Source organism: Pseudomonas sp. SD17-1, from assembly GCF_029201585.1.
GTDB classification, from domain to species: Bacteria; Pseudomonadota; Gammaproteobacteria; order Pseudomonadales; family Pseudomonadaceae; genus Aquipseudomonas; species Aquipseudomonas palmensis.
Genome location: NZ_CP104044.1, coordinates 2740013 through 2753808, shown reverse-complemented (window position 1 = coordinate 2753808; position 13796 = coordinate 2740013). Strand labels below are relative to the sequence as shown.

General features: G+C 62.9%; 14 protein-coding genes and 1 pseudogene. 2 read left to right on the top strand and 13 right to left on the bottom strand.

Features of this window, described 5'->3' with window-relative positions:
• The first annotated feature begins 62 nt into the window (after positions 1 to 62).
• Positions 63 to 788 carry a hypothetical protein gene (locus N0B28_RS12530; RefSeq protein ID WP_054914499.1) on the top strand — a complete coding sequence of 242 codons (726 nt, stop codon included), beginning with the start codon at positions 63 to 65 and terminating at the stop codon, positions 786 to 788.
• Positions 789 to 831: 43 nt separating this feature from the next.
• Here N0B28_RS12530 and N0B28_RS12525 read toward each other — a convergent pair whose 3' ends face one another.
• From N0B28_RS12525 to N0B28_RS12510, 4 genes and pseudogenes are all read right to left on the bottom strand, one after another.
• Complete coding sequence (locus tag N0B28_RS12525) at positions 832 to 2274, bottom strand: tetratricopeptide repeat protein (RefSeq protein ID WP_275731970.1); 1443 nt, start codon at positions 2272 to 2274, stop codon at positions 832 to 834.
• 318 nt (positions 2275 to 2592) lie between these two features.
• Positions 2593 to 3556 (bottom strand): annotated as a pseudogene (locus N0B28_RS12520) (GNAT family N-acetyltransferase).
• 148 nt (positions 3557 to 3704) lie between these two features.
• Positions 3705 to 4292 (bottom strand): hypothetical protein, encoded by a 588-nt coding sequence (locus N0B28_RS12515; RefSeq protein ID WP_275731969.1) that lies wholly within the window; start codon positions 4290 to 4292, stop codon positions 3705 to 3707.
• Positions 4283 to 5080 (bottom strand): hypothetical protein, encoded by a 798-nt coding sequence (locus N0B28_RS12510; RefSeq protein WP_275731967.1) that lies wholly within the window; start codon positions 5078 to 5080, stop codon positions 4283 to 4285. Before N0B28_RS12510 ends, N0B28_RS12515 begins: the two co-directional genes overlap by 10 nt.
• A gap of 416 nt (positions 5081 to 5496) precedes the next feature.
• On the opposite strand from N0B28_RS12510, the gene N0B28_RS12505 reads away from it, so the two are divergent.
• Positions 5497 to 6417, top strand: coding sequence for a LysR substrate-binding domain-containing protein (locus N0B28_RS12505; RefSeq protein ID WP_043861259.1), 921 nt, complete (start codon positions 5497 to 5499; stop codon positions 6415 to 6417).
• A 32-nt stretch (positions 6418 to 6449) separates the two neighbouring features.
• Here N0B28_RS12505 and madM read toward each other — a convergent pair whose 3' ends face one another.
• The 9 genes from madM to mdcA all read right to left on the bottom strand — a co-directional run bounded on the left by madM (position 6450) and on the right by mdcA (position 13748).
• Positions 6450 to 7217 (bottom strand): malonate transporter subunit MadM, encoded by a 768-nt coding sequence (madM, locus tag N0B28_RS12500; protein WP_088515030.1) that lies wholly within the window; start codon positions 7215 to 7217, stop codon positions 6450 to 6452.
• A 1-nt stretch (position 7218) separates the two neighbouring features.
• Entirely contained in the window at positions 7219 to 7629 is a 411-nt protein-coding gene (gene madL, locus N0B28_RS12495) for a malonate transporter subunit MadL (RefSeq protein ID WP_088515031.1), read from the bottom strand.
• Positions 7630 to 7695: 66 nt separating this feature from the next.
• Complete coding sequence (gene mdcH / locus N0B28_RS12490) at positions 7696 to 8631, bottom strand: malonate decarboxylase subunit epsilon (RefSeq protein ID WP_255000840.1); 936 nt, start codon at positions 8629 to 8631, stop codon at positions 7696 to 7698.
• Positions 8628 to 9248 (bottom strand): malonate decarboxylase holo-ACP synthase, encoded by a 621-nt coding sequence (locus N0B28_RS12485; protein ID WP_255000832.1) that lies wholly within the window; start codon positions 9246 to 9248, stop codon positions 8628 to 8630. Before N0B28_RS12485 ends, mdcH begins: the two co-directional genes overlap by 4 nt.
• 5 nt (positions 9249 to 9253) lie before the next feature.
• Positions 9254 to 10057, bottom strand: coding sequence for a biotin-independent malonate decarboxylase subunit gamma (gene mdcE, locus N0B28_RS12480; protein WP_236176259.1), 804 nt, complete (start codon positions 10055 to 10057; stop codon positions 9254 to 9256).
• Positions 10057 to 10905 (bottom strand): biotin-independent malonate decarboxylase subunit beta, encoded by an 849-nt coding sequence (locus tag N0B28_RS12475; protein ID WP_043861253.1) that lies wholly within the window; start codon positions 10903 to 10905, stop codon positions 10057 to 10059. The genes mdcE and N0B28_RS12475 overlap by 1 nt, the downstream gene beginning before the upstream one ends.
• Entirely contained in the window at positions 10898 to 11197 is a 300-nt protein-coding gene (locus N0B28_RS12470; RefSeq protein WP_088515130.1) for a malonate decarboxylase subunit delta, read from the bottom strand. The genes N0B28_RS12475 and N0B28_RS12470 overlap by 8 nt, the downstream gene beginning before the upstream one ends.
• Positions 11197 to 12072, bottom strand: coding sequence for a triphosphoribosyl-dephospho-CoA synthase (locus N0B28_RS12465; protein ID WP_275731961.1), 876 nt, complete (start codon positions 12070 to 12072; stop codon positions 11197 to 11199). Before N0B28_RS12465 ends, N0B28_RS12470 begins: the two co-directional genes overlap by 1 nt.
• Positions 12072 to 13748, bottom strand: a complete 1677-nt coding sequence (gene mdcA / locus N0B28_RS12460; protein WP_043861251.1) for a malonate decarboxylase subunit alpha — start codon at positions 13746 to 13748, stop codon at positions 12072 to 12074. The genes N0B28_RS12465 and mdcA overlap by 1 nt, the downstream gene beginning before the upstream one ends.
• Positions 13749 to 13796: the final 48 nt, after the last annotated feature.

The following is a 13796-nucleotide window of genomic DNA, read 5'->3' as shown; positions in this document are numbered from 1 at the left end:
GATCCACCGTTCAACTGCGTCATTCACCCCATTACAAACAGCGACTACGAGAGGTAAACAGCATGAGCACCGAAACCCTGATCAGCATCCTGCAGTCTCTTAAGCAACAAGGGCTGAGCCCCCTTGAGGCGGTCAAAGAGGCACTGGCCCAGCTCCAGTCACGTGCCCGAGGGGCTACCACCGACAACACCGCAGTGGCCGAAGCCGTGATCGAGGTTTTCTCGCCCCTGACCGCGACCCAACTCGCAATCATCCTGCACACCACCTATCCGGACCTGACCGCGCTTGACGTCGGGAAAACCATTCTCAACCCGAAAGTGCTGCCAGCCACACCGGCCACCGAGATGAATGAAGCCCTTGGCAAGGCGGGTTTCGACGCCTCCAGCGTCAGTGATGCAGTGAACATCCTGTATCCGGTTACCGTGACCATTCAGGCCAATCAAGCCTGGCAGCAAAGCGGCCTGACAGTGACTGGCCGCCAGGTCACCCTGATTGCAGCGCAAGGCTCCTGGACTTCCAACCCGGCAACAGGGAAAACAGGCCCGGCCGGCAACACGAACTATCGCGCCAAGCAAGGCTATACCCTGCCAGGCCAGTTCGAGGGGGCCCTGATCGGCCGCATTGGCGACAACGCACCGTTTCTGGTTGGGCCTCAGGTCAAGGTGCCGGCAGGACAGTCGGGGGCCTTGCAACTGTGCATCAACGATGACCTCAACGGGATTTATGGTGCGGGCCTGACGGACAACGTCGGTAGCATGCAGGTAGACATCCGCACGCAAGGCGAATAGCCGATGCTGCCAGCCCGGTGGCTACCTCACCGGGCTGGCAGTCTCATTGCCCCGGCGCGCTGCCACGCTCCCCGAAGAGCAGCGTCACATTGACCCGTTGATTGAGGTAGCCCGGCCGGAAAGCCAGTGGCGCGGTGGCATGGAACAGATCTGAGTTGAAAATCACAGCGCGATTGCACCTGTAAGGGATGACTGTGCGCCGGGCTCCAGCCTCCTTCAGAAAGGCGGCAATTCGATCACCTTGGCGATTGTAGGTTTCGAAATCCCAGTCAGAGGGTGCCTCGACGTCGTAGACCACAAGCCCTCCCGAGTCGCGGTCAAGGTTTGCCTCGTCCGGCGTGATCCAGAAGTTCACGTTCACAGCGGCAAAGTCTGCATGGGGGTGTGTCGCAGGCTGGTCATGCTGGTACTTGAACCCCCACATCTGAAGCAATGGGTGATGCTTGCCGATAAGCTGGGGGAAGCAACGCCGAATCTCATCGGCAACCTGCAGCAGAAGCGGGCAATTGAAACCCTCCCTGAAGAACGCGCCGAGCCGACCATGAGCATATCGGTCGGTATGCCAGATGGTGGACTGCAAACAGAACGCCTGCACAAGCGCCAGTGCATCAGCAGACAGGAAGTCGTCGATCACGACCAGGCCCAGGGGGCTCTCCAGGTAATCGCGTTCAGCTCGCAGCAGCGCCTGGCTCATCTTCAAGGCCCCTTCTTGCAGTCGCGGAGCCTGCAACTGGTGCACATTACGCCCGTAGCTCGGGGGCAGCGCAGCGACGTTGGCCGGGGGTGTTGCCAAACTGTTGGGCTGTTCGAATGGTTGGAGAGCTGCCTCATAGCTAGCAATCTCCGCCTCAAGACGCGGACCAATCAGCTGGTGGTCTCGCAAATAGCGTAACTGCTCCAGGTCGTGGGCCAGCTTCGCCCGCGAAGCCCTCGATACAGCACCACGCCCTTCGAAGGCACCGGGTTGAGACAGGCTGCGCTCGTCACCACGAACTACAGAGGCATAGTGCGCAGCCCACAGGCCCGCAGCGTCAAGGTCGTGAGTACGCAATGAAGTGCTGACGAGTTGCTCCAGGATCTCTGGATCGCGCGGGTACAGTTCGCCGAGGACCTTCCACATGCCACGGGCCGAATCGTGCTGGCCCATGTGGCCATACAGCGTGGCCAGCAAAAAGGCCAGGTTGGCCCTGGCCAGGTCGAAGGCAGGCTGCAGGCTGATCGCAGCCTTGTAGCTCGAAATTGCGTCCTCATTGCGCCCCGATTGCTGCAAGGCCCAACCCAGGTTGTTATGGCCAACAGCCCAGTCAGGACATTGCTGCACTACGGCACGAAAGCATGCCTGTGCGGCATCGAACTCACCCTGATCACACAGGGTACAGCCTTCCTCCAGCAGCACCGATACGGTCTGCTGCGCGCAGCCATTGCCTGCAGCCTCTGGCGTGGTGCGCAGGGCACCATATTTCGCCATCCAGACTTGCGCACTCACGCAAAGCCTCTGAACGGGTCAAGGGCAGCCTTCATCTTCATGGCGCGGCCGAAAGCGTCCTTGTCGGTACTTTCAGCAGCCTCATTCCCGTCATCGCCAATCGCGGCGCTCGCACCGCCAGTGTCATTCAATGCAGCCCAGGCAGGCTCGGTCTCAAGAGACCTTGCGCCGTAGGCTCGAATCACACCGGTTATGTTTGTACTATCCCTTTCAGCGTGCATGGTCCGTCCTTGGAATCGAGCATCAGGTGGCTCGTGGAGCCGGGTTGCGAAACGCCTAGCATAGCCACTCTATCGCCACCATCCACTGAAAGTGCAGCTACAGGTGGAAATGCCCCGCAGCCTCGGGCTGATAGAGCACCTTCCGGATCTCGATCCGGCGGGTTCGATCAGCGATTCGCCAGTCGATGGCGTCCCCCTCCTGATAGCCGAGGATGGCGGCGCCGATGTCGGAACACACCGAATGCTTGCCGGTGCTGCTGTCCGCGTCTTCGGGGTAGACCAACGCCACTTCGATCTCCTCGTCGTCCAGCTGCAACAAGGCCCTGGAGTTCATCGTGACGACATTGCGCGCCACCTGCTGCGGCTTCACGACGATGGCCCGCTCGAGCTCATGCTCGAGTTCCACCACGGTCGGGCCTTCCTCTAGCGCGATCAGGCCCTCGAGCCTGGCCTTGTCGATTTCTGTGATGTAGATCCCGGTGGAGTCGCCCACGGCACCTTCGCGCAAGAACGTGAGGTAGCGCCCCATCGTCATGGCAAATGACTTCAATGTCGGGGTTTCGCTCTCCAGCACAAAGCCGCTGCGTACAAAGGCTTTCAGCGAGCGCGTGTTGTCGGGGTGGATCTTGGCGATGAGCTTCTTGGCCCGCATGTCGAGGAAGGCCAGTTTCATGCCTTCGCGAATCGTACGGGCGCCAAGGTTTCGGCCCCACTTGTCGCTGTCTCCGATGACCAGGACGATCTCGCAGTTGGAGCCAGTCTTGACGAGGCGGACAAAGCCGACGGGGGCGTCATGTCGGTCATAGGCCATGAAGAATCGGCCGCCCCGATTGAATAGATGGGTCAGGATCGGCAATTGAGTCCGATCGATGGCTTGTTCGATGGAGCGAGAAACATCACGCGAATCACTCAGATAGCAGGTAACACGTTCGTCTTCCAACCAGTCCATCAACGTCAGCGCATGTGCCCGGGTAATTTCAGGGCACAGCGAAATGAAAGGCCTGTTCATCTTCACCACACTTGATATGCAAAGGATGAAAGCCCTTCATGGCGATTGCCATGACGGTTCTTTCGGCAACCGGCCATCTTAAGACATAACGCCAGAATGGCGAACAGTTTGCGCACTTTTCGTTAGTCAGCGGCACTCCCCACACTACCCGCCTGATGCCCTCTGCGACCCTACCCAACTTCGAACATGCCTGGCGCAGTTCAGGATTGCGGGTAACATACAAACCCATTCAGCTGTTCGATGGTTTTCTGCGGCGCAGCAATGAATTCCGCCAGATCGACCTCCCACCACGTGCCTAAAAGCACATCCGTAAGTGACGATACCGAAAAAGCGTCACCGCCCGGGTAATCGGCATTCCTCCACTCTTGATCGATATCAGTACGCGGTTCGCCGACGAGCCAGTAAACATAAATCCTTATGCTCGGCGTTGTTTCTTCAAGCTCGAGCGGATCCGGCTGCGTATTACCCACGCGATGCCTTCTGAGTACCGCAGGCTCGGTGTTGAGATGAAATTCGAAAAAGGCGTGCTGCACGCCTTCGGTGCGGATGTACAGGAACTGGGCATTCATGAGCGGCAAGTAGTCCCAGGCCCAATTGCGGGACGGCTTTGTAGCTGCGCGTGGTGGACGCCCAAGGTCGATGGGGTCCCAGGACCAGAAGATTGCGCCAAATTTTGCTGCCACTTCGTCAATCGCAGGAAGAATCCGTTTGTAGAAGCCCGCCAATAAACGATGTGATCGTTGTACCTGTTCAACCAGCTGATTCGCTTGTTCACGGTTCAGTTCCATTGATTTTCGTCCTTTTCAAATGCCTTCACCAACGGCATCAAAGAATGCCAGTCAATCGGTTTTCTATCTGCTTTGACAGCGCTCACAGAGCGCCAGCCCTTGAGTGAATCAAGGGCGGAAAGAAGTCTTCCATTCGATTCAGCGAGAGGAAGCAGGTCGATGAATGGAGCGCATTCATTCGTCATGCCGAACAACCCAAACGCCTGCAGCCAATCTTCGATAATGTGCGCATCCCTGGTATCGGCGCTCGCAAGAATCGCTGTCAATCCTTTCATTACCTCCTGCCACTCCCTACACACCACCCGCAGACGTACCGCAGAAAACTCACTCTGCAGACTAGTTGCCATGTCACTTGAGTGATTGGGGTTTCTGCCCAGAGCAAGCAAAACAATGGGTTTGGGGTCTCCATCCTCTTGTTGAAGTGCTCTAACCTCTGCTCGCCATTGTTCGAGTCGCTGGGAGCCTGAATACGGTGGTTTAACCTCCACCAGCAACTGGTGGTTGGGATAATCCATGAGCACATCAGGCTCTACAAACCCGCGATACTTTCCAGCGCGCAACTTGGGCCAGAACGTGATTTCCTGGAGGGTGCCCAGCTCACTGGCGATCTCAGCGCCTAGCAGGAGCGTCAGGAACTGCTCCTGCGCGCCATCGCTCAGGTAAGGCAACCTCCCGAACAATACACCCGTGAGCAAGTCTTCACGCTGACGAAAGAGCTCACGCCAACCAATGGCCCTCCCTTCCACCTCGACCCTCCCTGCCTTGCCATGCAGTACTGCCGTCAACATTGCGCGAATCCTTGGTAGTTCAGTGTTCAGGGCTACAGCGGAGCCTTGCCCGAAGTATCCCCACCTCTCATTACGTGTCAAATCAGCATGATCGCTAATACCTGCACCTTGACCGAAGTAAAAATCTCATGAATCTCCACTGGGCGGGAGCAGTCAGAAGTTACTGCCGGTACAGTCACGGTACACAGATGGTTATGTTGATTGCTAACGGGTACGGGCTATCGTCTCGAATCGCTGACACGTGGGCGGCACGCATATTCCTGCAACGAACAACCCCGCCCATCATTCAACCCAAGGCTCGATTCGTTACGCTGGCATTAACCATCCGAACATTGATTATTGTGTGCCCGCCCATCCATCATGCGCGGGCTATTCCACTCACAGCCTGTGGTTCAACTTTCGCTAGGGGCCCGATCATGCTGATCGATGAAGAGCTCACCCTGAAAAAGCTCGAAGTGTTTCTCGCATTCATGCGCACTGGCAACCTGTCCCGGGCAGCGGCCGAGCTGCAAACCAGCAATGTGAGCGTACACAGGGCCATCCATTCGCTGGAAAGCGCCCTGCGCTGCCCGCTGTTCAAGCATGAGGGGCGCAACCTCACGCCGCTGGAAAGCGCCTATGTGCTCGAGGAACGTACGCAAAAGCTGGTGCAGGATGTGGTCGATACGGTGCGCCTGACCCGCGAGGCCGCAGGCTTTTCCGCTGAACGATTCAAGCTGGGCTCGTTGTACTCCTTGACGGTCAAGACGGTGCCGCAGCTGATCATGGGCCTGAAGATCCGCCGTAGCGAGCTCAACATCGACCTGATCCTGGGCTCCAACTTCGACCTGCTGTACAAGCTCAAGAACATGGAGGCCGATGCGATTCTGGTTTCACTGGACGAAACCACCCATGACCCGGACTGCGAGTCGATTGAGCTGTTCAGCGACGATATCTTTCTCGCCACCCCGGTCGACTCGCCCTTCGCTTCCCACGCCGATGTCGACCTGGCCGAGCTGCGCGACTCGACCTTCATTACCCTGACCCAGGGCTTTGCCACGCACCGCGATGGCGTCAGGGTGTTCGATCAGGCGGGATTCGCGCCGAAGGTGGCGATGCAGGTGAACGATATCTTCACCTTGCTCAGCATGGTCAGCTCCGGGGTGGGCTATGCCCTGCTGCCAGGACGGATTGCCGCGGTGTATGAGAACCGGGTGAAGTTGATACCGCTGCAGGCGCGCTACAGCCTGCAGCAGCGAATCGGCGTGGTGTTTCTCAAGGCCAAGGAGCGTGATCCGAACCTGCTGGCCCTGTTGGCCGAATGCCGCCTGTATGCTGGCCGTCACGCCCAGGGTTGAACCCCCTGCCCTGTCGGGCAAGGGGCGCAGGCTCATGCCCCGACCAGGCCGCGAACCACGAAATACAGCAGCGATGGCCCCAGCAGACAACCCAGCCCGGTATGGAACGTGGCTGTCAGCGCGCCGTAGGGCACCAGCCGCCGATCCGTCGCCGCCAGCCCCGCCGTCACACCGCTGACCGTACCCGCCAGGCCACCGAACACCATGGCCGAGCGTGGATTGTCCAGCCCCATCCAGCGCGCCGCGAAGGGCGTGCAGACCATCACCAGAATTGCCTTGATCAGCCCCGTGGCAATCGACAGCGCAACCACCTCGGAGCTGGCCCCAATCGCGGCACCGGTCACCGGCCCCACGATATAGGTCACCGCGCCGGCGCCGATGGTCGAGATGCTCACCGCATCACGGTAGCCGAACGCCCAGGCAACGCAGGCGCCGACGATAAAGGGCAGTAGGGTGCCCAGCACCAGGGCCAGCGCCCCGACCATGCCGGCCTTGCGCGCCTCGGTGGCCTGCACCTCGAACGCGGTGGCCACGATGGCGAAGTCGCGCAGCATGGCGCCGCCCATCAGGCCGATGCCGGAAAACAGCGCCAGGTCCGCCAGGCCCTTCTGCCCACCGGTCAGGGTGCCACCCACCCAGGCCAGCACCAGGCCTATCACGATGGCGATTGCCGAGCCGTGAACGCGGCCAAAGGTCAGGCGCCTGGACAGCACCACCGAGACCCACATGATAACCCCGACAAACGCGAAGGCCGTGATCAGGCCATTGTGTTCCAGGCCCTTGATGATGACGTCCAACATATCAATGCCCCCCGTTGGTCGATGGCAGTACATCCAGCGGTTCGGCCGGCAACGGCTCGCCCTTGTGCGTGCGGCTGATCAGCGCGATGGTCGCGCCGCACAGCAGCACCGAGCCGATGGCCGCCAGCACCGCCATCGGTCCGCCGTGCAGGGCCGTGACAACGTTCTGTTGCGCCGCCATGGCCACCACCACCGGAATGTACATTGCGCCCCAGAAGCCCACGCCCAGCTCGCACTCCTTGCTCAAGCCACCATGACGATGCATGTACAGGCGCACGAAGATCAGCAGCAGCATCGCGATACCGACCCCGCCGACGTTCGATTGCACGCCCATCAACGCGCCCAGCAGATCACCTGCCACAATGCCCACCAGCGTGCAGATCGCCAGTAAAGCCACACCGTAAATAATCATTGTTGTTGTCCTCCAGGGTGTACCGCCTTCAATTGTTGTTTTTGTATCGGGCAAAACAGTGCAGGTTCAGAGGTGGCGCCGGCCCTCCCGTTGCATGAGGGAAACAAGGGTATCCAGGCGGGTACCTTCAAAGCACAGGGTGGTGCCCTGGCTGAACACGCGCCGGGCAAGACCGGTGAGGACCTGCCCCGGCGGCAGTTCGATCTGCAGGCGTACACCGCGTTCGTAGGCGCCTTGCAGCGTTGCGCGCCAGTCGACGATCCGGCACATGTTGAAGGCCAGTTCATCGCGAATGCTTTCGCCGCTGTACAGCGGCCTGGCCCGACTGCTGCTCAGGTAACCCAGCTGCGGTGCGCGCACGTTCACCTGTTCGAACGCTGCGGCCAGCAACCGGGCGGCGGACTCCAGCAACGGGCAATGCGACGGCACGCTCACGGCCAGGCGCTTGCCGATCACCACGCCGGCGCTGCGCGCGCGGTCGACAACATCGGCCATGGCCGCATCGCTGCCGGCGATCACCACCTGGTTATCGGCATTGATGTTGGCCAGGTACACCGGTGTCGCCGCGCTGTGCACCTGCGCCAGCAACGCTTCGACGCGCGCAGGCTCCAGGCCGATGAGGGCGGTCATGCCATAGCCATGGGGCCAGGCCTGCTGCATCAACTCTGCGCGCAGGCTGACCAGCTTCAGGGCATCGGCAAAACTCAACGCACCCGCCACCACAGCCGCCGGATACGCCCCGATCGACAGCCCCGCCACATAGGCCGGTGCGGGTGCCTGTTGCAACAGCAATCGGGCACAGGCCACCCCGGCCACCAGCAGGCACAGCTGCACTGCACGGGTAGACGCCAGCGCCGCTGCCGAATCCAGCTGCATCACGTCCTCGCCGAGTACCGCCGAGGCCTCGGCGATGCTCTCGCGCACCAGTGGTTCATCGGCCAGGCCATGCAGCATCCCCGGCTTCTGCGCGCCCTGCCCCGGGAACACCAGCCAGCAGCTCATGCCCGGCGCTCCGTTATCTGCCACGGGTCAGCCGCCAGGCAGGCGCCGGTGCTGGCCTTGAGCAGTACCTGGCGCGCATCGCCGGCCCACTCGCCCAGGGCTACGGCGCCGCCGGGTGTCTGCAGTTGAACATCGATGCGGCACAGCGGAGTCCGCAGACGCTCCAGCAGTTGCCGCGCCGCCAGCCGCGACATCGGCACGGGGGTACGCAGAATCAGGTCGAGGTCACTGTGCTGATGCAGAACCGCCACCCCGCAGGCGAGCTCATAACCCGCGCTGCCGCTGACGCCCCACACCAGCCCCGTCGCGTCGAGCACCGGCCTCAGTTGCGCCAGGGCCTGCAGCGCCGGCCATTGCCGGGTGCCTGTCGGGTACGCCGCGAGCTGTTCAGGGCTCACCTGACGCTGCACGCTGCTTGCCGGTATCCAGCTCGCGTAACGCTGTTCGCGGTTGCTGCCACGCAGGCCCACGGCCACCTGGCCCGGCGCACCCTCGGCCCGCCGCACCACCACCGGTCGCCCCTGCTGCAGCACGTTCACCGCCCAGACCGGCGCATCGGCCGGCAACCCGTCCAGGGCGGTGGTCCAGAGCAGGTCGTGAGGCAAGTACGGGTTCATGGCCGTTACCACTGGGCGCGCAACAATTCGCGCACCCGGCTCGACGCGGCGCGGTTGCTGGCACCCAGCCGGCAACTGAGGTCGGGGCCGCTGCACTGGATGTCCTTGACCGCCTCGATCAGGCATTCCACCACCCGCCCGAGATCGGCCATCGAAGGGTGCTCGGCATCGCTGACAGTCAGGGTTCGCCACAACAGCCCCAGGCTTGCGTAACTGTCGATGTCATAGGCCATCGGCGGCACGCTGGCAGCCAGGGCTTCGAGTTCCTCGACACTGCGCAGCGTGACCCGCGCCGCCGAGGCCTTGCCCATGGCATGCACCATGACTCCGTCATCGGCCAGCGCGATCAGTCGATTGGCCTGGTAGCCATGGGCCAGAAACGCCCCGGACATCGCCTTGCCTACCAGCAGCGCGATCACCGGGTGCCCGGCCAGGCGAGCACGGGCATAGCTGTCGGCGGCAGCGGCCAGGGCCTGATGAATGCCTAGCGCTTCTTCGCGCCGACCATAGGCCTGGCTCGGCACATCGACAATCGCGACCAGCACCCGCTTGCAAGACTGGTCGCGGTCAGCGGCGATGGCCTGCTCCACCGCCTGGGCCAGGCCCCAGCCTTCCACCAGGCCGACTTCGCCCTGGCGTGCGCGAACAAAGCGGTTATGCGCATCGGCCACCACGGCCAGATAGCGCACCGGCCACTCCCCCAGCCGACCATCGGCGACCCTCAACGAAGGCGGTACGTCGTTGGCCTCGACGGCGTCGCGGCCCAGGGCCTGGAACCAATGCAGGCCACGCAGTGAACAGGCAGTCATCAGCGTTCTCCTTGATACAGGTGGCGAACCGTCGCCGGGTCGATTGGCGCCGTGGTGTCCAGCGCTTTCAGGCGCTGCAGGTAATAGCCAGACTGCTGACTGCGCGGCACAGGCGGCAGGCCTTGCTGCAACAGCGCACTGACCTCGCTGCGAATCTGGCTGACCTCGTCGGCCACATAGCGGTCGGCCAACTGGCAGGCAACACGTTGTTCGCCTCCGGTCAGGCTCCAGATGAACGGCCGGTCTCGCGAGTCGTACTCCTCCACACCCGCCTCCTGCTCGATCACCAGCGGCCCGTTCAGGCCCAGGCGTGCCTCCTGGGTAACCACCAGGTAACTGCACAGGCCGGCGGCAATCGACATGCCGCCAAAGCAGCCGACACTGCCGGCAATCACGCCGATCACCGGCTGGTACTGGCGCAGGTCGACGATGGCGGCATGAATCTCGGCAATCGCCGCCAGGCCGAGGTTGGCTTCCTGCAGGCGCACGCCGCCGGTCTCCAGCAACAGCAGGGCGCGGGTGGCAATGCCTTTGCGGTTGTCGTCGGCAGCCAGCTCCAGCGCGCCGGCGATCTTGGCGCCCCCCACCTCGCCCAGGCTACCGCCCTGAAAAGCACCTTCGATGGCCGCAACCACCACCGGCAGGCCGTCGACCAGGCCCTTGGCAATCACCACCCCGTCATCGGCCTGGGGCACCACCCCCTGCTTGGCCAGCCAGGGCGACATCAGCCGTTCGAACGGGTCGATCAGCTCGCGAAAGCTGCCACTGTCGAGCAGCGCTCGAGCGCGCTGGCGAGCACTCAGCTCGACGAAGCTGCGCTTGTGCAGCAACTGGGTAGGGTCAGTCATGGTCGATCTCCTCCAGGCCCTGCTCCAGACGCAGGCGAACCACACCGGGGGTGGCGCCGAAGTCATGGATATCGATGCGCAGCGCCGGTGGCGTACGCCCTTCGAAAATTCGCGCAAACACCTGCTGCCAGCGCGTCGCGCTGCCATCGACGGATGTCTGCACGGCGATGCTCAAGGTGCCGGCAGGGCCAGGCTCTATCAGCACTTCCAGGTCCCCGGAGCCGACACAGCCCACCAACGTGCGCCCGCGGCCAGGCTGGCCGGCGGGGAATTCAAAACTCAAGGTTTCCATCAGCATGCTCCCTGAACATTCAGCTCGCCCTGCTCCAGGCGATCGATCAACAGGCACGCCGCGAGCAGATCGGCGGCGCCACCGGGCGAGGCATTGCACTGCAGCAGTTGCCGGTCCAGCGCCAGCAGACGCCGCCGCCCGGCCAGGCTTGCGCTGCCCCCGGCATCCAGCACGGCCTGGGCACCGTCCTGCATCAGTGCCAGGCCGTGCAGGCCAGCGCGGTACAGCACGCAGGTGTCCTGCAGCCGGGCCCTGATCGCCAGCAAGGCATCGAGCCGGGCGTTCTGCTCGCCATGGCCTGCAGCGCGGCTGCGCTTGAGTTGCGGCAAACCGTGCAGCAGCACCGCTGGAAACCCCTGTTGCGCCTGTTCACGGGCCCCACCGGTGCCGTACCGCTGGCTGACCTGCCGGCCGTGACTGGCAACGCAAGGGGCATGGCGATCATCGAGCAAGGCCAGGCGCGCGGCACGGGTGCACACCGCCGAGGCGCCCAGTTGGCCAGGCGCCAGGGCGGCTGCAGTCACCAGCAGGCCCAGCGCCCAGATGCCGCCACGGTGGGTATTGACGCCGGCGGTGGTTGCCAGCATCGCCTGTTCGCCTTCGCGGCCCACGGCGCCGATGGCCTCACGCAGCGCCAGGCCGATCTCGCCCAGGCCCTGGGCTGCATCGGCCATGGCCTTGAAGGCCGGCCACAGCGTCAGCGCCGACGCGTGCATCAGGCCCAGGTCAAGGTCGCTGTGCGCGCCACTGCCGCGCCGGTCCACCAGGGCCGGCTTGGGTGACAGGTCCGCTTCGTCGATCAGCGCATCAACGGCAAAGTCGGCCAATTGTTCGCTGAGCGACACCGGGCGGGTGTTCAGATTGAGTGCGTGCATTACCAGCTCCTGAATTTGGCGGGCGGGGCGTACAGGCCGCCCGACCATTGCACCAGGTCGGCGACGCTCTTGGCCGCCAGCAGCTCGCGGGTGGCATCGGTGCGCCGGATGCCCAGGTCTTCGGGCCAGGCGATCAGCCCTTCGCGGCGCATGCGCTGGGTGTCCTTGGGGTCGTGTCGCTGGCCAATGGCGGTCACCCCGGCCACGGCGGCAATCATGGCCTGGCGCTCCTGCAGCGAACGCGCCTTGTACAGGTAGGCGATGCCTTCTTCGGTAAGCAGGTGGGTGACGTCGTCGCCGTAGATCATGATCGGCGCCAGCGGCATGCCGCATTTTCTGGCGACGTCGATGGCGTCCAGGGTCGGCACGAAGGTCGGCTTGCCGCCCTCCTGGTAGGTTTCGACCATCTGTACCACCAGCTTTCTGCCGCGCTCCAGCAGTGCTTGCGGGGCGCCATCCTGCTCAAGGCGCATGTCCAGCCAGGCAGGGGTGGCATGCCGCCGGCCGCGCGGGTCGTGGCCCATGTTCGGCGCACCGCCAAAGCCGGCCAGGCGGCCGCGGGTGACGGTGGAGGAATGGCCGTCGCCGTCCACTTGCAGGGTAGCGCCGATGAACAGGTCCACGGCGTACTGCCCGGCCAGCTGGCAGAGCATGCGGTTGGACCGCAGCGAGCCATCGCGCCCGGTGAAAAACACGTCCGGGCGCGCGGCGATGTACTGTTCCATGCCCAGCTCGGTACCGAAGCAGTGCACGCTTTGGACCCAGCCGCTCTCGATTGCCGGTATCAGCGTGGGGTGGGGGTTGAGGGTCCAGTTACGGCAGATCTTGCCCTTGAGGCCCAGGGATTCGCCATAAGTCGGCAGGATCAGCTCGATGGCAGCGGTGTTGAAGCCGATGCCGTGGTTCAGCGACTGCACGTTGTGCTTCTCGTAGATGCCGCGGATCGCCATCATCGCCATCAACACATGCACCGGCTTGATGTGCCGGGGGTCGCGGGTAAACAGCGGCTCGATATAGAACGGCTGGTCGGCGACCACCACGAAATCGACCCAGGAGGCCGGGATGTCCACCCGTGGCAGATCGCTCGCATCCTCTACCAGCTGGTTGACCTGGACGATGACGATGCCATCGCTGAACGCCGCCGGCTCGATCAGCGCCGGGGTGTCTTCGGTGCTCGGGCCGGTGTAGATGTTGCCCTGGCGATCGGCCATGAACCCTGCCGACAGCACCACGTTGGGGGTCAGGTCGACCACCAGCCGGGCATACAGCTCGATGTAGGTATGGATCGCGCCGATTTCCAGCAGCCCGTCTTCGAGCAACTGGCTGATGCGCAGGCTCTGGGTGCCCGCGAACGAAAAGTCGAGTTTGCGCGCAATGCCGCGCTCGAACAGGTCCAGGTGCTCGGGGCGCCCGACGCTGGGCATGATCATGTGCAGATCATGCAGCTTGGCGGGGTCGACCCTGGCCAGCGCGCGAGACAGAAAATCGGCCTGTTTCTGGTTGTTGCCTTCGAGCACCACCCGGTCGCCGGGCAACATCAGCGCCTCAAGGGCCTCGACGATCCGTTCGGTGGGCAACACCACGCCATCGGCGAACGCTTGCACGCTTTGCAGTCGCTGCTGCTTGGCAGCGCGGCGACTCGACCAGCGCGGGTCGGGGTAGATTGTTGTTGTCATGCTCACTCCACGCGTCTTCGCTGTAGTGGGCACACTGTGAAACTACAC